The sequence below is a fragment of the Variovorax sp. J2P1-31 genome, from assembly GCF_030317215.1.
Classification (GTDB): domain Bacteria; phylum Pseudomonadota; class Gammaproteobacteria; order Burkholderiales; family Burkholderiaceae_C; genus Variovorax.
The window spans coordinates 1053825-1074203 of the sequence record NZ_JASZYA010000003.1; the positions used below are offsets into that span (position 1 = coordinate 1053825).

The window sequence follows — 20379 nt, forward strand, 5'->3', positions numbered from 1 at the left end:
CGTCGGGCCCAGGGTGAGCATCAAAACAGGAGACAGAACATGCAATTCACACACGAACACGAACAGATCCGCGACACCGTCAAGCGCTGGGTCGCGCAGGAGGTGAACCCCCATGTCGACGAATGGGAAGCCGCGGAGCTGTTTCCCGCCCACCAGCTCTTCGGGCAGATGGGGAAGCTGGGCCTCCTGGGCCTGAACAAGCCCATGGAAGACGGCGGGCTGGACCTGGACTACTCCTACGCGGCGGTGCTCGCCGAGGCCCTCGCGGAGATCAACTGCGGCGGCATCCCGATGGCGATCGGCGTGCAGACCGACATGTGCACGCCGGCGCTGGCGCACCGGGGCAGCCCGGCGCTGCGCGCCGAGTTCCTCGCGCCGGCCATTCGCGGCGAGCGGGTCGGCTGCCTCGGCGTCTCGGAAGTGGGCAGCGGCTCCGACGTCGCTTCCATCAAGACCCGCGCGCGCAAGGACGGCGGCGACTACGTCATCGACGGCGGCAAGATGTGGATCACCAACGGGACGCAGGCGGACTTCTGCTGCCTGCTGGCCAATACTTCGGACGGGCCGGTGCACCGGAACAAGTCGCTGATCGTGGTGCCGATGAAGACGGCCGGCGTCAGTGTGGCAAAGAAGATCCGGAAGATCGGCATGGACGCGTCCGACACGGCGCAGCTGTACTTCGACAACGTGCGCGTGCCGCAGCGCTACCGCATCGGCGAGGAAGGCATGGGTTTCGTCTACCAGATGGAGCAGTTCCAGTCCGAACGGCTCTGGGGCGCCCTCAACGCGGCCGCGATGGCCCAGCGCGCCATCGACCAGACCGTGGCCTATACCGGCGAGCGCACGGTGTTCGGCAGGCCCCTGCGCGACAACCAGTGGGTGCACTTCAAGCTGGCCGAGCTGCAGGCGGAGGTGGCCGCGGTGCGGGCGCTGGCATGGGAAGGCGTCGAGCAGATGGTGCGCGGCGAGGACGCCACCCGCACCGCGACGATGGCCAAGCTCAAGGGGGGCCGCCTGGTCCGCGAGGTGGCCGACGGATGCCTGCAGTTCTGGGGCGGCATGGGCTATGCGAAGGAGAGCGCCATCGCCCGCATCTACCGCGACGGGCGCCTGGCTTCGATCGGCGGTGGTGCGGACGAAGTGATGCTGCAGGTGCTCTGCAAGTTCATGGGCACCCTGCCCCAGAGCGCCTGAGCCGAGCGTCGCATGGGAGGCACAGATGAATGAACGCGCCATCGTGAGGATCGGTGGGGCCTCGGGCTTCTGGGGCGACAGCATGCTGGGCGCCCCGCAGCTCGTCGCTTCGGGCCTGGTGGACTACCTCGTCTTCGACTACCTCGCGGAGACGACGATGGCGCTGCTCGCGGCCGCGCGCGCGAAGAAGCCGGACATGGGCTACGCCACCGACTTCGTCGACGGCGCGATGGCCCAGGTGCTCCCCGAGGTGATGCGCCGGGGCATCAAGGTGGTGGCGAATGCGGGCGGCATCAACCCGTCGGGCTGTGCCGAGGCCCTGCGCTCGCTGGCGGCATCCATGAACCTGAGCCCCCGGATCGCGGTGGTCGAGGGCGACGACGTCACGCCGCTGATGCCGGCGCTGCGCCGCGAAGGCGTGGTCGACATGTTCTCCGGCGAAGCGTTGCCGGAGCAGGTGCTGAGCGCGAACGCCTACCTGGGCGCGGCGCCGGTGGCCCGTGCACTGGCCATGGGGGCGGACATCGTCATCACCGGGCGCGGGGTCGACAGCGCCGTCACGCTGGGCGTGCTGATGCACGAATTCGGCTGGTCGGCCGACGACCACGATGCGTTGGCCGGCGGCAGCCTCGCCGGCCACATCATCGAATGCGGCTGCCAGGCGACGGGCGGGCTGTTCACCGATTGGGAGCGGGTGCCCGATTGGGCCAACATGGGCTATCCCATCGTGAACTGCGCGGCCGACGGCAGCTTCGAACTGACCAAGGCGCCGGGCACGGGCGGGCTCGTGGACCGGGCCTGCGTGGTGGAGCAGATGCTCTACGAGATCGGGGACCCGGCGGCCTACCAGTTGCCCGACGTGTGCTGCGACTTCCGCCAGGTCGAGGTCGAGCAGGTCGATGGCACGCGCGTGCGGGTCAGCGGCGCACGCGGCCTGGCTCCGACGCCGAGCTACAAGGTGTCGGCCACGCAGCTCGACGGCTACCGCTGCGCCGGCCTGTTGGTGATCGTCGGCTTCGACGCCGCGGCCAAGGCGCGGCGCACCGGGGCGGCGGTCATCGAACGGACGCAGGCGATGCTGAAGCGCTCGGGCCTGCCGCCTTTCACACGCACAGGCATCGAATTGATGGGTGCCGAATCCCTGTACGGTGCGCAGGCGCGGGGCGGCGCCAGCCGCGAGGTCATGGTCCGCATCGTGGCCGACCACACGAGCAAGAAGGCGCTGGAGCTCTTCGCGCGCGAGATCGCACCCGCCGGAACCTCCTGGTCGCCGGGCACCACGGGGCCGGCCCTGGGGCGGCCGTCGCCGTCGCCTCTGGTCAAGCCCTTCTCCTTTCTGCTCGACAAGCGCCGGGTGACGGTGCGCGTCACCGTCGACGGGGAGGTCACCGTGATGCCGGCTCATCCCACCAGCTCGGCCGCCGCTGCGCCAGCAGACGGCGTGGAACCGCCTGCATGGACGGCCACGGCCGAGCCTTGCGTCGACGTGCCCCTGATCGAGCTCGCCTGGGCCCGCAGCGGCGACAAGGGCGACATTTCGAACATCGGCGTGATTGCGCGTCGGGCCGAGTGGCTGCCCCTGCTGTGGCACGCGCTGACACCGGAGGCCGTGCAGGCCTGGTTCGCGCACAGCGCGACGGGGCCGGTCGAGCGCTTCCATCTGCCGGGCACGGCGTCCATGAACTTCGTGATCCACGGGGCCCTGGCAGGCGGCGGGCCCGCTTCGCCGCGTTTCGACCCACTGGGCAAGGGGAATGCGCAAATACTGCTGAGCCTGCCGGTGAAGGTCCCGCAGTCGCTCTGGGCCAGGCTGCACCCCGCGGGCCTCGACACCGGCGCCGCGGGCACGCCGCGGCAGCCCCACCCCCTAGGAGCGTGAGCGATGCGCCGGCCTTCCTTCGTGCGTGGCTGCATCGCCCTCGCTGAACAGGGACAGGCGCCGGCTGCCCGACACGATCGAGCGCGGGGTCAGGCCATAGACGTCCCGGATCGAGTGGCTGAAATGGGTGGCATCCGGATAGCCCGCATCCAGGGCGACGTCGGTCAGGCGCAGGTCCTGGGTCACATAGGTCAGGAAGATGCGGGCCCGCTTCCACGCCTTGAATTGCCTGAAGGGCACGCCCACTTCGCGACGGAAGAGGTGAAGGAATCGCGACTCCGACAGGCAGATGTCTTCCGCACACGCGAGCGCGGAAACCCGGTCGCGGGGCGCTGCCTTGATCCTGTCGATGGTGTTCCGCACGCGCGTGTCGAGCACCGGTGTTTCCAGTCGCTCGCCGAAGAAAGCATGGTCGACATCGGCGTCGGTGACGCCTCCTTCGTCCATCTGCCGGAGCAGCCGCTCCATGCCATGTCTCATGCGCCGATGACTGTGCGCATCGACGACCGGGCCTGCGCCGCGCTGCAGAAAGGCCGGCAGCCTTGCCTCATCCACGGTTTCCGCCTCGACAAGAAGGCCGCAGATGGTGTTGCCATCGGCAGCGATGTTGTGCCGCAGATAAGGCGGCACAAAGGAGAGTTGGCACTCCTGCCATGGGCATTCCCCTATCTGAATCCGGTGCGGCCCGAGCAAGGAGAAATAGCAGGCATAGCCGCCGAAGGTACGGCCCACAGGCTGGCCCAGGAGCCCGCTGTAGACGGCGCGATCCGGGCTGAGCCACATCACGTGTTTTGCAGCCTCCGTGGGCGGGTTCGGTCGGGTTGGGCTAAGCGATGGCAGCAGCATGGCGTGCCCTCGGAGAAAAGTCATGGGCACGTGAAGGAGCCTCGTCCGTCGCCCCGTTCAGGCGTCCCGCCGTCTTGATCGCCATGTGTCCTCTCATGCGCCGCACCCGAAGAAATGGCGAGGCCTCCCAGAAACCCATCGATGGGTTTTTAACCCATGCAGCGGCGCAAGCGACTGCGTGGAAACCATGGCCTGGGCCGGCGCCTCAAGACAGAAAGCTTTTCGTCAACAAATTGGCATGGCACGCCGCCCGACACCGACGTCTCGGATCGCGGCCAACGGCAGGCCTCGAGGCCACCTTGCAAATTGATCATCACCACAGGGAGACAACATCATGCGCATTCTTTTTTCGCGTTTCGCAGCGGCGTGGGTGCTGGGTTGGGGCCTGCTGTCGGCGCTGCCGGCGCTGGCCGGAAACTTCAGCCTTTCCTACCAGCGGATTCCGGCCGTCGATGGACAGACCTTGGCCGCGACCGTGATCGTGCCGCAGGGACAGGGCCCCGGCCCCTTTCCGCTGATCGTCATGGGCACGAGCTGGGCCACGCCCAACCTGGAATACGTCGGCCGCGGAAAGATCCTGGCGGCGCAGGGCTATGTGGTGATCAGCTTCACCGCGCGTGGCTTCTACGACTCGCAGGGCCTGGTCGACTTCTTCGGTCCGAAGACCGTCGCAGACACCAGCAAGGTGATCGATTGGGCCTTGGCCCATACGCCTTCGGATCCCGATCGCATCGGCGCCTCCGGCATTTCCTATGGCTCGGGCACCAGCACGCTGGCAGCCGCTCGCGACCCGCGCATCAAGGCGGTGGCGGCGCTGAGCACCGGCGGTGACTTCGGCGAGGCCTTCTATTCGAACCAGACCGCCAGCCAGCAAGTCCTGAGCCTGCTGGCGAGCACCGGCGTCCTGACGGGTCGCTCGACCCCGGAGCTGAGCGCCGTCTGGCAGAAGGTCTTCACGGGCCAGTTCGATGCCGCCGGGAAGGCGATGGTGAACCTGTCGGCCTCCCGCAGCCCCACGCAGGACGCAAAGGCAGGTCGATTGAACAAGACCGCGGTGCTGCTGGCCAACGGCATCAACGATGGCCTGGTGCCGCCCAACCAGCTCGTGGACCTCTTCCGGAATCTGGGCGGCCCCAAGCAGTTGATCCTGATCCAGGGCGACCACGCCACCGCCGACCTGCCGGGTGCCCTGGGCCTGCCCAGCGAGGTCTACGATGCGGCCACCCGCTGGTTCGATCACTACCTGAAAGGCATCGACAACGGCGTGAACACCGAGCCTCCGGTGCGCCTGCAGACGGTGGGCAAGTCCTGGCTGACCTATCCGGACTGGGACAGTGTGCAGGCCCGCCCCACGACCTACACGCTGGGCAAGCCCGCCGGCTGGATTCCCACCGGCACGCTGTCGACCGGTGGCGCCACCACGGCTTGGAGCACTTCCATCGTCACCGCCATTCCGACCGAAGCGAACTCCGGCGCGATCGAACTGACCGGCCTGTTCCAGAGCCTCTTCGGTACCAGTCCCGGTGCCTCGATCCCGCTGATCCCCCGCTTCGGCGCCAGTGTGTGGCAGGGCCCGGTGTACCCGGCCCGGAAGATGCTCGCGGGCATCGCCACCCTGCACCTGACCGTGACGCCGAACCAGCCCGATGTGTCGCTGTACACCTACCTCTACAGCGTCGATGTCACGGGTAGCGGAACCCTCATCACCCACAAGCCCTACAGCCTCCATCAGGCCACACCCGGCCAGCCTCGCACGCTCGACATCCGGCTCGAGGCCGCGGCCACGGAAATACCCGCCGGCAACCGACTGGCCGTGGTGATCGGCACGCTGGACCCGCGCTACGGCGGCGTGACGACGCCGGGCGGCACCGTGAGCTTTTCCGCTCCGGCGGCAGATCCGGCCTGGCTCAGCGTGCCCCTGCGCTGAGCCCTCGGGTGCTCACACGCGGCGCGGCCCGGAGGCCTACAGCACCACCGGCGCGTCCGGCAGCTCGTTGCGCGCCGGCTCGCCCTCGGCGCGCGGGAAGTGCGCGACCAGCAGCGCCGACACCTCCTCCAGCGCCTGCGTGAGCCCGTCCTCGAAGCGGCCGGCCTGGAAGGCGGCGCCCATGGACTGGGTCATGGCGCGCCAGTCCGCGGCGTCCACATGGCGGTCGATGCCGCGGTCGGCCACGATCTCGATCGAATGGTCGGCCAGCAGCAGGTAGATCAGCACGCCGTTGTTGTGCTCGGTGTCCCAGACGCGCAGCTTGCCGAACAGCATCAGCGCGCGCTCGCGGGCCGGCGCATCGCGCCAGAGGTAGCTGGCCGGCAGCCCGGCCTCGATGCACAGCCGGACCTCGCCGGTGTGGCGCTGCTCGCTGGCCGCGACGCGGCGGCGCAGTTGCGCCAGCACGTCCGGCGGCAGCACGCGGCGCACGGCCGCCTCGTCGGTCCAGCGATGGCGCCAGAAGCGCCCCAATTTGGCAAACAAGCCCATCGTCACCAGCCTCCCGAGGCGCCACCGCCGCCAAAATTGCCACCACCGCCCGAACTGAAGCCGCCGCCACCCCCGCCCCCGCGGCTGCCGCCCGAGGAGCCCCCGCCCCAGCCGCCGCCGCCGAAACCGCCCGGCAGGCCGCCGCCACCGATGGGCAGCGAACGGGAGAAGGACCCGGCGACCATCGCCACCAGGCCCGCCACCACCGCGGTGAACAGGCTGGCGGTGATCAGGAAGGCCACCGTGCCGATGCCGCCGCCTAGCACCAGCGTGCCCAGCACCTTGCCGAAGATGCGGCGCACGATCGGCGCCACGATGAAGAAGCCGAAGAACAGGAAGATGCCGAGGTTCTCCCAGTCGATGCCGCCGCCGGAAGCGCGCTCGCCGCCGCCGCCGCTGCGGCGCGTGGGTTCGGGCAGGGGCTCGCCATCGACCAGGCCGACGAGCCGGTCGACGGCCGCGTTCAGCCCGCCCGCGAAATCGTTCTGGCGAAAGCGCGGCATCATTTCCTCGTCGATGATGCGGCTGGCCGCGAGGTCGGGCACCGGGCCCTCGAGCGTCTTCGCGACCTCGATGCGCATGCGGCGGTCGTCCTTGGCCACCACCACCAGCAGGCCGTCACCCACCTCCTTGCGGCCGATCTTCCAGTCGTTGGCCACGCGGTTGGCGTAGCTCGCGATGTCCTCGGGCGCGGTGGTGGGCACCATCAGCAGCACGATCTGCGAGCCCTTGCGCCGTTCGAAGTCGGCCAGCCGGGTCTCGAGGCCGGCGCGCTGGGCCGCGTCGAGGGTGCCGGTCTGGTCGATCACGCGCGCGCTCAGCGCGGGCACGGGCTGCAGCTTGGGCGCCGACGCCACCGTGGGCATCTGCGCGAGGACCGGCCACGCGATGAAGGCCAGGGCCAGCAGCAGCCAGCGCCCGCCGTGCGCCAGGAGCCTGTTCATGCGGCGCGCCGGCCCGCGTTACGGCTTCTTGGGTGCACTGAAGTCCACCGTCGGCGGCACCGAGATCTGCGCTTCGTTCTGCACGCTGAAGTTGGGCTTGGGGTCGTAGCCGAAGACCATGGCCGTGATGTTGGTGGGGAAGCGGCGCGCGAGCACGTTGTAGTCCTGCACGCTCTCGATGTAGCGGTTGCGCGCGACGGTGATGCGGTTCTCGGCGCCTTCCAACGTCACGCGCAGGTCGCGGAAGGCCTGGTTGGCCTTGAGATCGGGATAGCGCTCGGCCACCACCATCAGCCGCGACAGCGCCGACGACAGCTCGCCCTGCGCCTGCTGGAACTTGGCGAAGGCCGCGGGGTTGTTGAGCGTCTCGGGCGTGACCTGGATCGAGGTGGCCTTGGCGCGCGCCTCGATCACCTTGGTCAGCGTGTCCTGCTCGAAGGCGGCCTCGCCCTTGACCGTCGCCACGATGTTGGGCACCAGGTCGGCACGGCGCTGGTACTGGTTGAGCACCTCGCTCCAGGCCGACTTGCTGGCTTCGTCGAGTTCCTGGAACTCGTTGTAGCCGCAGCCGCTCAGCGACACCACCGCCGCAAGGATCAGGAACCAGCGCTTCATCATCATGTGCATTACCTCCGCAGAAGAAGCGGAAGGTAGCATAGCCGTGGCCGAGGGCTATGCGCGCCACTGGCGCAGCAAGTCCGCCGAATCCATCACCAGCCCCAGGTGCAGCGACACCATGGCCAGCGCCGCGCCCTCCAGGTGCGGGTCGGTGCCGCGCACCAGGTCGCGCAGCACGATCACGCGGTAGTTGCGGTTGTTGGCGTCGAAGGCGGTGTTGAGCACGCAGCAGTCGGTGAAGCCGCCGTTGAGCACCACCGTCTCGATGCGCTGGTTGCGCAGCAGGAAGTCGAGGTCGGTCGGGTAGAAGGCCGACAACCGGCGCTTGCTGTCCACGCGCATGTCGCCGGGTTCCACGCGCGTGACCCACTCGGTCCACTTCGAGCCTTCGAGCGCGTGCGCGCCGGCGTTGGGGATCGGGCCCACGTGCAGCGGGAAGGTGCGGCGCCAGGCGGCCGGGATGCCGTAGACGTCGTCCTCGCCGCCGGGCCGCAGCACCGACCTGATGTGCACGATGCGCACGCCCAGCGCGCGCACTTCGTCATGGAAGCCGTCGATGGGCGCCACCACGTCGCGGGCGCGCGGCGCCGGGCAGGGGCAGTCGGGGTCGTCGTCGAGGTGGCCGCGGTGCATGTCGATCGAGACCACGGCCGTCGTGGCCGGGTCCAGGTAGTCGGCGAACTGCGCGGCATCGAGCTCGCGCGCCTCGTTGTAGACCCAGGCCTTCATCGCCGCTCCTCCCGCACATAGGGTTGGCCCAGCGCGCCGGGCTCTTCATCGGCGCCGCGCCGCGAGAGCGCGACCCACACCATCACGCCCAGCGTCACCGCATAGGGCGTCATCATCACGAAGTACTGCGGCAGCTGCACGCCGGCCGCGGCCAGCTGCGGGATCAGCGCCTCGATGCAGCCGAACAGCAATGCGCCCACCAGCGCCTTCCAGGGCGACCAGCGCGCAAAGATCACCAGGCCCACCGCGATCCAGCCGCGCCCGCCGGTCATGCCCGCGATCCACAGCTTGGTGCTGACCACCGAGATGTAGGCGCCCGCCAGTCCCACCAGTGCCGAGCCCGCGAGCACCGCGGCGAAGCGCCAGGCCGTGACACGGATGCCGGCCGCGTCGGCCGCCTGCGGGTTCTCGCCCACGGCGCGCAACCGCAGGCCGGTGGAAGTGCGCGCGAAGAACCAGGCCACCGCGCCGAAGACCGGCAGCGTGAGCCACACCATCGCGTTCTGCTCGAACAGCTTGCCCACGCCCGGCAGCATCGACAGCGGCCACAGGGCCATCGCACCGATGCCGGCGGTCGCGTGGTTGGTCCAGTCGGCCATCGAGCCGACCAGCGCCGTGAGCCCCTGGCAGAAGAACACCAGCGCCAATCCGGCGATCACCTGGTTCACGCGCAGCCAGATCACCATCACCGCGAACAGCACCGACACGACGCTGGCCGCGAGCATGGCCAGCACCAGCGACACCGCGGGCTGGCCGATGGCGATCTGCGCGCCGATGCCCGCCAGCGCGCCGACCAGCATCAGCCCTTCGGCACCCAGCGCGAGCACGCCCGCGCGCTCGCAGATGATCAGGCCCAGCGCCGCGAGCGCATAGGGCACGGCGAAATCGGGCGTGCTGGCGAGCCAGTTGAGGATCACGCCGCCGCTCATCACGCGCCCTCCCCGCCCACGCGCCGCAGCCGGTGGCGGATGAAGAAGTCGCTCGAGGCCACGCACACCACGATGAGGGCCTGGATCAGCTGCACCATCGAGAACGGCACCTGGTAGAAGACCTGCAGGCTGCGGCCGGTGACGAACAGCGCCGCCACCAGCAGCGCCACCACCGTGGCCGCCAGCGGGTTGTTGCGCGCCAGGAAGGCGATGAGGATGCCGGAGAAGCCGTAGCCCTGGTAGAAGGCCTGCGTGAGCCGGCCCTCCTGCCCCGCCACCACCGCGAAGCCCGCGAGCCCGGCCATCGCGCCCGACAGCAGCACCGCGCCGTAGATGGTGCGCCGCACCGGCACGCCGTTGGCATGCGCCACGCGCGGGTTCGCATCGACGAAGCGCAGGTACAGGCCCGCGCGGCTCACGCTCACCAGCCACCATGCCAGCAGCGCCACCACGCCCGCGAGCAGGATCGAACTGCCCACGCCGCCGCCCAGTTCGGGCAGCCGTTCGAACACGCGGAACTGCGGCGAATAGGGGAAGTTGTCCTTCGGGTCCTTCCAGCTGCCGTAGACCAGGTGCAGCAGGAAGTTGGCCGCCATGTAGTTGAGCATCAGCGTCGAGATGATCTCGTTCACGCCCAGCTTCAGCTTGAGCCACGCAGGCCCCCACACCCACAGCAGGCCGCAGCCGATGGCCGCGATGAACATCAACGGCAGGCGCAGGTTCTCGGGGCCGACCTGCCACATCGAGATCGCGGTCGCGCCGATCGCGCCCCAGACCATCTGGCCTTCGAGCCCGAGGTTCCAGAAGCGCGCGCGGAAGGCGATGGCGCCGGCCAGCCCGACCAGGATCATCGGCGCGGCCTGGAACAGCACGGCGCGGAAGTTCTGGCCGTCGAGGAAGGTCTGGGTGATGAACTCGTTGGCCAGTTCGCCGGCGGGCACGCCGGCCGCCACCAGGATCGCGGCGGAGAGGCCGAAGCCCACCAGCAGCGCGGCCGCGAGGATCAGCGCCTGCCAGCGCCAGGCCATGTGCTGGCGGATCTCCAGCGCGTAGCGGCGGCCCGCGAGCGGCTGCGGCGCCGGTGCGGGCGCGGCCTTGGGCGCGTGCGCCAGGTCGGCGGAGAGGGATGCTTCAGCCATGGTCCACCATTGCCTGTCCGATCGCCTGCCGGTCGGCGGGCTGCGCGAATTCGCCGGCGATGCGCCCGCGCGTCATCACGCCCACGCGGTCGGCCAGCTGCAGCACCTCGTCGAGGTCCTCGCTGATCAGCAGCACGGCCGCACCGCCGTCGCGGGCGGCGCGAAGGCGCGCATGCACCTCGGCGCTGGCGCGCACGTCGAGGCCGCGGCTGGGGCTGTGGGCCAGCACCAGCGTCGGCACCTTGCCGAACTCGCGCGCCAGCACCAGCTTCTGCGCATTGCCGCCCGACAGCAGCGCCGCCTTCTGCGCCACCGAACGCACGCCCTGCACGTCGAAGGCACGCACGGCGTCCTGCGTGTCGCGCTGGATCAGCTGGCGGCGCAGCCGCCACACCGGGCCGTAGCGGCCGGTGTGGACGCGGCCGATGGCGTAGTTCTCGGCCACCGACAGGCCGCCCGCGAGTGCGAGCCCGTAGCGGTCGGCCGGGATCGCGGCGATGCCGATGCCGCGGCGCGCGGAGGCGGCCAGGGTCTTGAGATCGCCATGGCCTTCGAGCCGGATCTCGCCTTCGGTGGCTTCGCCCGGCAGGCCCATGATCGCGCCCGCGAGCTCGCCCTGCCCGTTGCCGCCGACGCCGGCCAGGCCGTAGATCTCGCCCGCGTGCAGTTCGAGCTCGACGCCGTCGAGCACCCGCCGGCCTTCGGGCGAAGCGGGCGTGCGCAGCCCGCGCACCGACAGGCGCACCGCACCGCGCGCCGTCTTCGCCGGCTGGAAGCCCGCGGCCGCGACCGACTCGCCCACCGTGAGCTTCACCAGTTCGGCGACCGAGGCCTGGTCGGGCTGCAAGGTGGCGACCGTGCGGCCGCCGCGCATCACGGTCACGCGGTCGGCATAGGTCTTCACGTCGGCCATCTTGTGCGTGACCAGCACCACCGCCGCGCCCTGGCGTGCCAGGCCCCGCACCGTCTGCAGCAGGCGCGCGGCCTCCTGGTCGGTCAGCACGGCCGTGGGCTCGTCGAGGATCAGGATGCGCGCACCCGCGAGCAGCACCTTGAGGATCTCGACGCGCTGCTGCTCGGCGATCGACAGCGCATCGACGCGCTGGGACGGATCGATGTCGAAGCCCAGCTCCGCGGCCTTGTCGCGGATGGCGCGCTCGATCGCGCGCAGCCGCTCGCCATGGCGCTGGTAGGCGGCCGGCGGCGGCGCGGTGAGCAAAATGTTCTGCGCCACCGTGAACGGCCGCACCAGCTTGAAGTGCTGGTGGACCATGCCGATGCGGTGCTTCGCCGCGTCGCGCGGGCCGGCGAAGCGCACCGCGTTGTCATCGACCAGCAGCTGGCCGGCCTCGGGCGCATAGAGTCCGGCCGCGATGTTCATCAGCGAGGACTTGCCCGCGCCGTTCTCGCCCAGCAGGGCATGCACCTCGCCCCAGCGCGCGGCGAAATGGGCGTCGGTCAGCGCCGCGAAGCCGTCGAAGGACTTGCGGATGCCGGTGAGTTCGAGCGCGTTGGGCATGGCTTACTTCTGCGTGACCACGCCCTTGACGAACCAGTCCATCTTCCACAGCTCGGCATCCGAGAGCACCGCGCCCTTGGCCACGCGCTCCTTGCCGTCGCGGTCGGCCAGCGGGCCGGCGTAGACCTGCTTGCCCTTGAGGATCGCCTCGCGCTCGGCGCTGATCAGCGCGGCCTTGTCCTTGGGCACGGCCGGGCCGAAGCCCGCGATGTCGGTGCCGCCGTCCTTCATCTCGATGAAGGCGCCGTATTGCGCGGGCTTCCAGCCGCCGGCGATGACCTTCTTGAGCTCGGGCACGAGGAAGCGGTCCCACACCCACACCGACGAGCACAGCGTGGCCTTGGGCGCGAACTGGCGCAGGTCGCGGTGGTGGCCGGTGCCGTACACGCCGCGCTCCTGCGCGACGATCTGCGGCGTCGGGCTGTCGACGTGCTGGCCGATCACGTCGGCGCCCTGGTCGATCAGCGCGGCAGCGGCGGCGCGTTCCTTGACGGGGTCGTTCCAGGCGCCGGTGTAGATCACATTGACGGTCGCGTTCGGGTTCACCTTCTGCGCGCCCAGCGCGAAGGCGTTGACGGTCCAGTTCACCACGCCGAAGGGGTTGGCCGCGACGAAGCCCAGCTTGCCGGTCTTCGAGGCCGAGCCGGCCGCCATGCCGCACAGGTACTGGCTCTCGTAGGTGCGGCCGTAGAAGGACTCGAGGTTGGCGCCGTTGGTGGTGCCCGAGCCGTTGAGGAAGGCCACGTCGGGGTACTTGGCCGCCAGGTCCTTGAAGCTGTCGGAGTAGCCGAAGGCGGTGCCGATCACGATGTTGGCGCCGCGCTGGATGAACTTCTCCGCGGCGGGCTTGATGGCCGAGGCGTCTTCGGGCACGTTCTCGACGAACTGGATCTTCTGGCCGAGCTCCTTCTCGATCTTCAGCCGTGCCTCGTCGAAGGCCTGGGTCCAGCCGCCGTCGTTCTTGGGGCCGAAGTAGAGCATCGCGATCTTCGGCTTGTCCTTGAGCGTGAAGCCGTCGGCGGCCGCGGCGGGCAGCGTGGTGAAGACGGCGCCGCCGGCCACGAGGCCCATCGCGAGGCCCAGGCCGGGAGTGAGGGTGCGCAACTGCATGGAACGACCTTTGGAAAGAAGCTTGGAAATGGAAGGGAAGGAAAAGACCGGTGCAGCGCGCGTCACATCATGAAGTTGATGCGGAACACATTGCCTTCGGGGTCGAGCAGCACCGACTGGTACCAGTGGTAGTAGGTGACGTAGGGCGCCTTGACCAGCGTGGCGCCGGCCTCGAGCGCGACGGGCACCATCCGGTCGACCTCGGCCTGGCTGTCGACGTCGATGTTCAGCAGGAACTTGACGCCGCGCGTGTCGGAGAACTCGGCCAGGTGCAGCAGTTCGTAGGCATCGAGCGCGTTGAAGCCCAGGCTGGACTTGCCGGTGTCCAGCCCGCGGAAGATCGGCGAGCGGATCGCCTCGATCTCGGGAAAGCCGAACACGCGCTGGTAGAAGCCGCTGAGCGCGACCACGTCCCTGGCGAAGACGTTGACGTAGGAAAGATGCGCCATGGCGTCAGGCCGCCACCTTGGTGCCGCCGAAAGTCGTCTGCTTGACGAACTTGGAGGTCAGGTGGTCGCCCGAGCTGATCGGCGCGTACTTGGGCTGTTCGCCCGGCGCGAGGCAGCTGGGCAGGCACTCGACCATCGCGTCGTAGTTGGGCTGGTGGAAGAACACCAGCGACTGGCGGCGGTTGGTGCTCGCCACCTCGAAGGGCGGATTGATCACGCGGTGCAGCGTGGAAACCCACTGGTCGTTGGTCCACTGCATCATCAGGTCGGCAATATTGACCACCAGCCCGCCCTCGACCTGCGGCACGTCGACCCACTGGCCGGCCTTGTTGAACACCTGCAGGCCCTTGTCGTCGGGCAGCACGATGGTGAGGCTGCCGTAGTCGCTGTGCGCGCCCGCGCGCAGCTGGCCCGGCAGCGGCTGCTCGCGCTGCGGCGGGTAGCTCAGCACGCGGAACATGCTGATGTGCGCGTCGATCTTGTCGTCGAAGAAGGTCTCGGGCAGCGAGAGGCCGAGCGCGAAGATGCGCATCAGCGAGCGCGAGAGATCGCTCATGGCCTCGAAGTACGCCTCGTAGGCTTCGCGGAAGCCTTCGATGGGCGGCCAGCTGTTGGGCTCGAAGTGCGGGCCGGCGGCGGGGCCGCGGTGGTAGTCGTCGTCAGGCACGTTCGACGGGCCGATGGAGAACGACTCCTTGAGGTCGCCCGGCGCCACCTCCTCGAGGCTGTACGAGAGCCCCTCCTCGCCCACCGCGCTGTAGCCGCGCACCGCGTCTTCGCGCGGGCGGTCGACCTTGCGCTTCTCGACCAGCGGCAGGTCGAAGAACCGGCGCGAGAGCGAGGACACGCGCTCGATCAGCCCGGGCGCGATGCCGTGGTGGGTGATGACGAGAAAGCCGATGCTTCGGCAGGCCTCGTCGACTTGCCTCGCGACTGCCGACTTGCCTTCGGCGCTGCCGTCGAAGTAGGGCGCGAGATCGATGATGGGAACGGACAACAGGGTCATGGCGACTTCCTCATGGACGCATTCATTCGGGAACTGGCACGCCTCTCGCCTTGCAACGTCTGTGCCAGTTGGACCAAATGGACAAATCGCTTTTTCCGCGTCAGGCTGGTGCACCGCGGGGGCCTTCGCCGGCCCCGCATGACGCAAGTCGATGCATCGCGGCCTTACAGTGGTGCGTCCTTCGCGCATCGACGCGGATGACGACGAAGAAAAGAGAACAGAGAGGAAAGATGCCGAAGACCAAGGCGCTGGCCGCAGCCAGCAGCAACACCGAGCCACCCGCGGCGCGCAAGCGCGCCAAGCCGGCGGTGCGCAGCCCGTCGTCCGTGAGCCGGCGCCTGCGCCAGATCGAGGACAAGCGCAGTGCGATCCTCGGCGCGGCGCTGGGGCTGTTCTCGCGCTTCGGCCTGCACGGCACCTCGATCGACCAGGTGGCGGCGCGCGCCGATGTGTCGAAGAGCAACCTGCTCTACTACTTCGCCAACAAGGAGGAGCTCTACGTCAACGTGCTGCGCGACCTGCTCGCGCTGTGGCTCGAACCGCTGCGCGGCTTCAGCGCGGAGCAGGACCCGGCCGAGGCCATCGGCAGCTACATCCGGCGCAAGCTGGTGGTGTCGCGCGACCGGCCCGACGCGTCGCGGTTGTTCTGCCTCGAGATGATCCAGGGCGCACCGCTGCTGCGCGACGAACTCGACCGCGAGCTGCGCGCGCTGGTGGAGAAGAAGTCGGAAGTCATCCGCGCCTGGATCGAGGCCGGCAAGCTGGCGCCCGTCGATGCGCACCATCTGATCTTCGCGCTGTGGGCGGTGACGCAGCACTACGCGGATTTCGGCGTGCAGGTGCAGGCGCTGACGGGGCACACGCTGGACGATGCGGCCTTCTTCGAGCAGACGGTGGAGAACGTGCAGCGCATCGTGTTGCAGGGCATCGCGCCGCGTTGAGCATTGCCTTGCTCCCTCCCCTTCCGGGGGAGGGTCGGGTTGGGGGCAGGCAGCGTATCCATCGAGCGCTCTGCCTGCCCCCATCCCAGCCTTCCCCCAGAGGGAGAAGGAGCATGAAGCGTCAGTGCGGCGCGGCCGCAATCTCGTGGTACCGCCGGTCGAAGTAGATCAAGCCCTGCGCCGCACCCCCGATCGCGATCGCCACCGCCTCGCAGAACAACACATCGTGCGTGCCCGCGCTGGTGGCATGCACCACGCGGCAGTCGAAGGACACGGCCGCGTCCTCGAGCATCGGCGAGCCGGTGGTCTTGTGGCACCAGCGGCCGGCGGCGAAGCGTTCGTCCATCGGCGTCTTGCCGCCGAACAATGCAGAGAGCGCCTGGTGCCCCGCCGCCAGCACGTTCACGCACAGCACGCCGTTGGCCTTGAACGCCGGATACACCGAGGCCGATCGGTTGAGGCACACCAGCAGCGTCGGCGGCTCGTCGGTCACGCTGCACACGGCCGAGGCGGTGAAGCCGGCGCGGCCCGCCGGGCCGTCGGTGGTGATGATGTTCACCGCCGCGCCCAGGCGCGCCATCGCGTTGCGGTAGTCGGCCTTGGGCAGGCCGGGCGGCAGGCCGGCGGGGTTCGACGAGGAAGCATGGGAGGCCATGGCGTTGAGCATGGGAAGGACTCGTTCAGGCCAGCATGCAGGCTTCGTCGAAGGGCAGGCGCGGCAGGCGTCCGAACACCTTCGACGCGTCGCCGTGGCCGAGGTTGATGAGGAAGTTGACGGTCCAGTCGCTGCCCTCGAAGAAGGCGGCATCGACCTTGGCCTTGTCGAAGCCCGACATCGGGCCGGCATCGAGGCCCACCGCGCGCGCGGCCAGCAGCAGGTAGCCGGCCTGCAGGCTCGCGTTGCGGAAAGCCGTTTCGTGCGCGGACTCGGGGCTGCCGGTGAACCAGCTGCGCGCATCGGCGTGCGGGAACAAGGTGGGCAGCTGGTCGTAGAACCTGCGGTCCCAGGCGGCGATGACCGTGACCGGCGCGCTCATCGTCTTGTCGAGGTTGCCCTTCGACAGCGCGGGCGCCAGGCGCTGCTTGCCCTCGGGCGTGCGCACGAACACGAAGCGCGCGGGCGAGCAGTTGGCCGAGGTCGGTCCCAGGCTGGCGAGCGCATAGACCTGCCGCAGCTGTGCGTCGGTGACGGGTTCGTCGGTCCAGCCGTTGTGGCTGCGGGCGGCGGTGAAGAGCAGCGCGAGCGCGGCGTCGTCGAGTGTGGAAGGGGTGGTCATGCGGGAACGGCGGATGCGCTGACCCGCGAGAGGAAGGCCAGCAGGGTGCTGTTGAAGGCGTTGGCCTCGGTCACGCTGTGCGCGTGGCCGCCATGCGCCATGAGGTTGAGCGTGGCGTTCGGCAGTCCGTCGGCCAGGCGCTGCGAGCAGGTCCAGGGCACGAGCACGTCGTCCTTGGCGGCCGCCACCAGCGTGGGCGCGGCGATGCCGGCCAGGCGCGCATCGATGTCGAAGGCGCGCAGCGCGGCGATGCGCGCGCGCATGTTGGCCTCGCCCGGGAAATGGGCGAAGGCGTGGTCGACCTCGTCCTGCACGCGCTTCGCATGCGCGGCGGCCCACGCGGCGGGGTAGAGGAAGATCGGCTGCGCTTCCACGTAGGCACGCGGGCCGACGGCGCCCAGCAACGCGAGCCGTGCCTCGAAGCAGCGCGCCGAATGCGGGTTGGGCCTGGACCAGGCATTGACGAGCACCAGGCTGGCCACACGCGACGGTGCATCGAGCGCCAGCCGCAGCCCGACCAGGCCGCCCAGCGCATGGCCCGCGAAGTGGCACTGCGCGGTGCGGGTGGCGTCGAGGATCTCCAGCACGTCCCGCGCCATGTCCTCGATCGCATAGGCCGCGGGCAGGGCGGCGGGGCTGCGGCCCGTGCCGCGCTGGTCGTAGGCGATCACGCGGTGGCCGGCCGCGATCAGCGCGCCCAGCTGCGGCTGCCAGAAGCCGGCCGAGCCACCGAGGCCCGAGGACAGCAGCACCGTCGATGCCGCATCGACGGGGCCATGCACTTCGAAATGCAGCGGCGACATGCGCGTCAGCCCTTCTTTCCGATGTGCGCGGTCGAGGCGATCTCGACCAGCGCGTCGGGCTTCACCAGCCCGCACTGGATGCAGTAGCGCGCGGGCTTGGTGCCGGGAAAGAACTCGGCGTACACCGTGTTGATCTTCGCGTAGTCGGCCCAGTCCCTGAGCATGATCTGGTTGAAGGTCACGTCGTCCATGGTGCCGCCGGCCGCTTCGACCACGCCCTGGATCGTGCTGAGCACATGGCGCGTCTGCGCGGCCGCGTCGCCCACGTGCACCACGTTGTTGTCCTTGTCGAAGGGCAGCGTGCCCGAGACGTAGAGCACGCCGTCGGCGAGCGTGCCGGGCACATAGGGGGCGAGCGGCACGCCGGTGCCGGGCGGGATGATGGCTTGCTTGGGCATTGGGGAATTCCTTGATGAAGTGAATCAGGCGATGGCCGCTTCGGCCGCTGCGGGTTGGGCAAGGGCTTGCGGCGCGAAGGTGGCGCAGAACTGGTCCGCCGTGGACACCCAGCCGAAGAAGGTCTCGACGTTGTAGATGGAGGCCTTCTGGATGGCCGGGCCGCCCAGTTCGTGCGTGGCGTCTTCCAGCATCACGGCGAAGTACTCGAGATGGAAGGCGTCGCGCAGCGTCGACTCCACACAGACGTTGGTGGCGATGCCGGTGAACACCAGGTGGCGGATGCCGCGCGCGCGCAGCGTGCTGTCGAGCGTGCTGTTGAAGAAGCCGCTGTAGCGCGTCTTGGGCACCACGATGTCGCCGGGCTGCGGCTTCATCTGGTCGATGAGCTCGTAGTCCCAGCCGCCCTTGGCGAGGAACTTGCCCTGCAGCGCGGGCTGGGCGCGCATGGTCTTGAGCGCGTTCGACTTGTGCCAGTTGGGCGAACCGGGGCCGCCGGCTTCCACGTAGGCGGCGTCCCAGCCGTTCTGCAGGAACACGACCAGCATGCCGGCCGCGCGCGCCGCCGCGATGGCACGCAGGATGTGGGCGATCGTGCCCTGCGCGCCGGAGATGTCGAAGCCGGCCGAGTCGACGTAGCCGCCGATCGAGGCATAGGCGTTCTGCATGTCGACGACGACGAGGGCGGTGTCGCTGGCATGCAGCGCGAGCGGCTCGGGGCGCGCGGGCAGCACCACGGGCGCGGGCGCACCGGGCAGGCGCGGGGCGCCGACGGGCGTGGTCGAGGTGAGGGTGGCGTTGCGTGCGGGTGCGTTCATGTGGCGCTCCTCGTTCAGGCGGCCAGGCGCTCGGGTTCGACCTGCGAAGGCACCGGGCTCTGCACGTGCGCGCGGCTCTTCATCAGCGGCTGGATGCGCTCGCCGAAGGCCTCCACGCCCAGCAGGAAATCGTCGAAGGTCAGCAGCACGCCTTCGGTGCCGGGCACCTCGGCCACTTCGTCGAGCATGCGCGCCACGCTGGCGTAGGAGCCCACCAGCGTGCCCATGTTGATGTTCACGGCCGAGGTCGGGTCGGCCATCTGGCGCACGTTGGTGTCCGCGCCGGACTTGGTGTCGACCGCCCCCTGCTGGCCCAGCCAGGCGATGGCCTCGTGGTCGGCGCCGGCCTTGTAGTGCTCCCACTTGGCGCGCGCGGCCTCGTCGCTTTCGTCGGCGATCACCATCATCAGCACGTAGGTGGTGACGTGGCGGCCGGTCTTGGCCGTCGCCTCGATGAGCTTCTGGGCTGCCGGTGCGAAGGCCTTGGGCGTGTTCACGCCCTTGCCGAAGCAGAAGTTGTAGTCGGCGTGGGTGGCGGAGAAGTCCATGCCCGCGTCGCTCTGGCCCGCGCAGATCACCTTCATGTCGGCCTGCGGCTGCGGGCTCATGCGGCAATCGTCCATCTGGAAGTGCTCGCCCTTGAAGTCGGACTGGCCGGTGCCCCAGAGGTCGCGCAGCACCTGGATGTATTCGGAGAGGTACGCGTAGCGCGTGCCGAAGAACTGGTCGCCGGGCCACATGCCCATCTGCGAGTACTCGGGCCGCTGCCAGCCTGTGACGAGGTTCAGGCCGAAGCGGCCGTTGGAGATGGAGTCGATGGTGGCCGACATGCGCGCCACGATGGCCGGCGGCATCACCAGCGAGGCGGCGGTGGCGTAGAGCTTGATCTTGCTGGTGACGGCCGCGAGGCCGGCCATGAGCGTGAAGGACTCGAGGTTGTGGTCCCAGAACTCGGTCTTGCCGCCGAAGCCGCGCAGCTTGATCATGGACAGCGCGAAGTCCACGCCGTAGCGCTCGGCCTTCAGCGTGATCTCCTTGTTGAGCGCGAAGCTGGGCTTGTACTGGGGCGCGTTTTCGGACAGCAGCCAGCCGTTGTTGCCGATGGGGATGAAGATGCCGACGTTCATGGAAGGACTCCTGTTGCGAGATGGCGGAGCTGCTTGCATGCGCCGTGCCAGCCCGATAAGTCCTTATCGATCAATGACTTACAAGATCAAGACCACGACGTTTTGTCCATTTGGTCCAAAGTGGAGCAGCCGATCCACGAGGATTGCGGCAGCGCGGTGCGGGTCGGCCCAAAGCG

General features: G+C 69.2%; 21 protein-coding genes. 4 read left to right on the forward strand and 17 right to left on the reverse strand.

Annotated features, from left to right (window positions below; translation table 11 throughout):
• The first annotated feature begins 39 nt into the window (after nucleotides 1–39).
• Nucleotides 40–1194: an acyl-CoA dehydrogenase family protein gene (locus QTI20_RS24810; RefSeq protein ID WP_286553550.1), complete on the forward strand. Its 1155-nt coding sequence runs from the start codon at nucleotides 40–42 to the stop codon at nucleotides 1192–1194.
• Between the two features lie 25 nt (nucleotides 1195–1219).
• Nucleotides 1220–3073: an acyclic terpene utilization AtuA family protein gene (locus QTI20_RS24815; RefSeq protein ID WP_286553549.1), complete on the forward strand. Its 1854-nt coding sequence runs from the start codon at nucleotides 1220–1222 to the stop codon at nucleotides 3071–3073.
• On the opposite strand, the gene QTI20_RS24820 is transcribed toward QTI20_RS24815, so the two are convergent.
• Complete coding sequence (locus QTI20_RS24820; protein WP_286553548.1) at nucleotides 3062–3919, reverse strand: AraC family transcriptional regulator; 858 nt, start codon at nucleotides 3917–3919, stop codon at nucleotides 3062–3064. The genes QTI20_RS24815 and QTI20_RS24820 overlap by 12 nt on opposite strands.
• A 334-nt stretch (nucleotides 3920–4253) precedes the next feature.
• On the opposite strand from QTI20_RS24820, the gene QTI20_RS24825 reads away from it, so the two are divergent.
• Complete coding sequence (locus QTI20_RS24825; RefSeq protein WP_286553547.1) at nucleotides 4254–5846, forward strand: CocE/NonD family hydrolase; 1593 nt, start codon at nucleotides 4254–4256, stop codon at nucleotides 5844–5846.
• A gap of 36 nt (nucleotides 5847–5882) precedes the next feature.
• Here QTI20_RS24825 and QTI20_RS24830 read toward each other — a convergent pair whose 3' ends face one another.
• From QTI20_RS24830 to QTI20_RS24875, 10 genes are all read right to left on the reverse strand, one after another.
• Nucleotides 5883–6398: a TPM domain-containing protein gene (locus tag QTI20_RS24830; RefSeq protein ID WP_286553545.1), complete on the reverse strand. Its 516-nt coding sequence runs from the start codon at nucleotides 6396–6398 to the stop codon at nucleotides 5883–5885.
• A gap of 2 nt (nucleotides 6399–6400) precedes the next feature.
• Nucleotides 6401–7342 (reverse strand): TPM domain-containing protein, encoded by a 942-nt coding sequence (locus QTI20_RS24835; protein WP_286553544.1) that lies wholly within the window; start codon nucleotides 7340–7342, stop codon nucleotides 6401–6403.
• 18 nt (nucleotides 7343–7360) lie between these two features.
• Nucleotides 7361–7963, reverse strand: coding sequence for a LemA family protein (locus QTI20_RS24840; RefSeq protein ID WP_259651863.1), 603 nt, complete (start codon nucleotides 7961–7963; stop codon nucleotides 7361–7363).
• Nucleotides 7964–8014: 51 nt separating this feature from the next.
• Nucleotides 8015–8689 carry a cysteine hydrolase family protein gene (locus QTI20_RS24845; protein ID WP_286553542.1) on the reverse strand — a complete coding sequence of 225 codons (675 nt, stop codon included), beginning with the start codon at nucleotides 8687–8689 and terminating at the stop codon, nucleotides 8015–8017.
• Nucleotides 8686–9618, reverse strand: coding sequence for an ABC transporter permease (locus tag QTI20_RS24850; RefSeq protein ID WP_286553540.1), 933 nt, complete (start codon nucleotides 9616–9618; stop codon nucleotides 8686–8688). The genes QTI20_RS24845 and QTI20_RS24850 overlap by 4 nt, the downstream gene beginning before the upstream one ends.
• The gene (locus tag QTI20_RS24855) at nucleotides 9618–10757 is read right to left on the reverse strand and encodes an ABC transporter permease (RefSeq protein WP_286553538.1); all 1140 of its coding nucleotides are present in this window, start codon (nucleotides 10755–10757) and stop codon (nucleotides 9618–9620) included. The genes QTI20_RS24850 and QTI20_RS24855 overlap by 1 nt, the downstream gene beginning before the upstream one ends.
• Entirely contained in the window at nucleotides 10750–12276 is a 1527-nt protein-coding gene (locus QTI20_RS24860) for an ABC transporter ATP-binding protein (RefSeq protein WP_286553537.1), read from the reverse strand. Before QTI20_RS24860 ends, QTI20_RS24855 begins: the two co-directional genes overlap by 8 nt.
• Nucleotides 12277–12279: 3 nt before the next feature.
• Nucleotides 12280–13386, reverse strand: coding sequence for a BMP family ABC transporter substrate-binding protein (locus QTI20_RS24865; protein ID WP_286553535.1), 1107 nt, complete (start codon nucleotides 13384–13386; stop codon nucleotides 12280–12282).
• Between the two features lie 62 nt (nucleotides 13387–13448).
• Nucleotides 13449–13835, reverse strand: coding sequence for a VOC family protein (locus tag QTI20_RS24870; protein WP_286553533.1), 387 nt, complete (start codon nucleotides 13833–13835; stop codon nucleotides 13449–13451).
• Nucleotides 13836–13839: 4 nt separating this feature from the next.
• Nucleotides 13840–14841 carry an isopenicillin N synthase family dioxygenase gene (locus QTI20_RS24875; RefSeq protein ID WP_286553532.1) on the reverse strand — a complete coding sequence of 334 codons (1002 nt, stop codon included), beginning with the start codon at nucleotides 14839–14841 and terminating at the stop codon, nucleotides 13840–13842.
• Between the two features lie 230 nt (nucleotides 14842–15071).
• Here QTI20_RS24875 and rutR point away from each other — a divergent pair, with 230 nt between their 5' ends.
• The gene (gene rutR, locus QTI20_RS24880) at nucleotides 15072–15782 is read left to right on the forward strand and encodes an HTH-type transcriptional regulator RutR (RefSeq protein ID WP_286553531.1); all 711 of its coding nucleotides are present in this window, start codon (nucleotides 15072–15074) and stop codon (nucleotides 15780–15782) included.
• A gap of 121 nt (nucleotides 15783–15903) precedes the next feature.
• On the opposite strand, the gene rutF is transcribed toward rutR, so the two are convergent.
• Genes rutF through rutA form a run of 6 tightly spaced genes read right to left on the reverse strand, consistent with a single transcriptional unit; the run spans nucleotide 15904 to nucleotide 20203 of the window.
• Entirely contained in the window at nucleotides 15904–16449 is a 546-nt protein-coding gene (gene rutF / locus QTI20_RS24885; RefSeq protein WP_286553529.1) for an NADH-dependent FMN reductase RutF, read from the reverse strand.
• A gap of 13 nt (nucleotides 16450–16462) precedes the next feature.
• Nucleotides 16463–17059: a malonic semialdehyde reductase gene (locus QTI20_RS24890; RefSeq protein ID WP_286553527.1), complete on the reverse strand. Its 597-nt coding sequence runs from the start codon at nucleotides 17057–17059 to the stop codon at nucleotides 16463–16465.
• Nucleotides 17056–17862, reverse strand: a complete 807-nt coding sequence (gene rutD / locus QTI20_RS24895; protein WP_286553526.1) for a pyrimidine utilization protein D — start codon at nucleotides 17860–17862, stop codon at nucleotides 17056–17058. The genes QTI20_RS24890 and rutD overlap by 4 nt, the downstream gene beginning before the upstream one ends.
• 5 nt (nucleotides 17863–17867) lie before the next feature.
• On the reverse strand, nucleotides 17868–18260 hold the full coding sequence (rutC, locus tag QTI20_RS24900; RefSeq protein WP_286553525.1) for a pyrimidine utilization protein C: 393 nt from the start codon (nucleotides 18258–18260) through the stop codon (nucleotides 17868–17870).
• A 24-nt stretch (nucleotides 18261–18284) separates the two neighbouring features.
• The gene (gene rutB, locus QTI20_RS24905; RefSeq protein WP_286553523.1) at nucleotides 18285–19076 is read right to left on the reverse strand and encodes a pyrimidine utilization protein B; all 792 of its coding nucleotides are present in this window, start codon (nucleotides 19074–19076) and stop codon (nucleotides 18285–18287) included.
• Nucleotides 19077–19090: 14 nt separating this feature from the next.
• On the reverse strand, nucleotides 19091–20203 hold the full coding sequence (rutA, locus tag QTI20_RS24910) for a pyrimidine utilization protein A (protein ID WP_286553521.1): 1113 nt from the start codon (nucleotides 20201–20203) through the stop codon (nucleotides 19091–19093).
• Nucleotides 20204–20379 lie beyond the last annotated feature (176 nt).

Bases quoted from the DNA above. Each gene is read 5' to 3' on its own strand.
- QTI20_RS24845 (WP_286553542.1), bottom strand. From the start codon at position 8,689: ATGAAGGCCTGGGTCTACAACGAGGCGCGCGAGCTCGATGCCGCGCAG.
- QTI20_RS24855 (WP_286553538.1), bottom strand. From the start codon at position 10,757: ATGGCTGAAGCATCCCTCTCCGCCGACCTGGCGCACGCGCCCAAGGCC.
- QTI20_RS24860 (WP_286553537.1), bottom strand. From the start codon at position 12,276: ATGCCCAACGCGCTCGAACTCACCGGCATCCGCAAGTCCTTCGACGGC.
- QTI20_RS24820 (WP_286553548.1), bottom strand. From the start codon at position 3,919: ATGCTGCTGCCATCGCTTAGCCCAACCCGACCGAACCCGCCCACGGAG.
- rutR (WP_286553531.1), top strand. From the start codon at position 15,072: ATGCCGAAGACCAAGGCGCTGGCCGCAGCCAGCAGCAACACCGAGCCA.
- rutC (WP_286553525.1), bottom strand. From the start codon at position 18,260: ATGCCCAAGCAAGCCATCATCCCGCCCGGCACCGGCGTGCCGCTCGCC.
- rutB (WP_286553523.1), bottom strand. From the start codon at position 19,076: ATGAACGCACCCGCACGCAACGCCACCCTCACCTCGACCACGCCCGTC.
- QTI20_RS24875 (WP_286553532.1), bottom strand. From the start codon at position 14,841: ATGACCCTGTTGTCCGTTCCCATCATCGATCTCGCGCCCTACTTCGAC.
- QTI20_RS24835 (WP_286553544.1), bottom strand. From the start codon at position 7,342: ATGAACAGGCTCCTGGCGCACGGCGGGCGCTGGCTGCTGCTGGCCCTG.
- QTI20_RS24810 (WP_286553550.1), top strand. From the start codon at position 40: ATGCAATTCACACACGAACACGAACAGATCCGCGACACCGTCAAGCGC.
- QTI20_RS24850 (WP_286553540.1), bottom strand. From the start codon at position 9,618: ATGAGCGGCGGCGTGATCCTCAACTGGCTCGCCAGCACGCCCGATTTC.
- rutF (WP_286553529.1), bottom strand. From the start codon at position 16,449: ATGCTCAACGCCATGGCCTCCCATGCTTCCTCGTCGAACCCCGCCGGC.
- rutA (WP_286553521.1), bottom strand. From the start codon at position 20,203: ATGAACGTCGGCATCTTCATCCCCATCGGCAACAACGGCTGGCTGCTG.
- rutD (WP_286553526.1), bottom strand. From the start codon at position 17,862: ATGTCGCCGCTGCATTTCGAAGTGCATGGCCCCGTCGATGCGGCATCG.
- QTI20_RS24830 (WP_286553545.1), bottom strand. From the start codon at position 6,398: ATGGGCTTGTTTGCCAAATTGGGGCGCTTCTGGCGCCATCGCTGGACC.
- QTI20_RS24865 (WP_286553535.1), bottom strand. From the start codon at position 13,386: ATGCAGTTGCGCACCCTCACTCCCGGCCTGGGCCTCGCGATGGGCCTC.
- QTI20_RS24815 (WP_286553549.1), top strand. From the start codon at position 1,220: ATGAATGAACGCGCCATCGTGAGGATCGGTGGGGCCTCGGGCTTCTGG.
- QTI20_RS24825 (WP_286553547.1), top strand. From the start codon at position 4,254: ATGCGCATTCTTTTTTCGCGTTTCGCAGCGGCGTGGGTGCTGGGTTGG.
- QTI20_RS24890 (WP_286553527.1), bottom strand. From the start codon at position 17,059: ATGACCACCCCTTCCACACTCGACGACGCCGCGCTCGCGCTGCTCTTC.
- QTI20_RS24870 (WP_286553533.1), bottom strand. From the start codon at position 13,835: ATGGCGCATCTTTCCTACGTCAACGTCTTCGCCAGGGACGTGGTCGCG.
- QTI20_RS24840 (WP_259651863.1), bottom strand. From the start codon at position 7,963: ATGATGATGAAGCGCTGGTTCCTGATCCTTGCGGCGGTGGTGTCGCTG.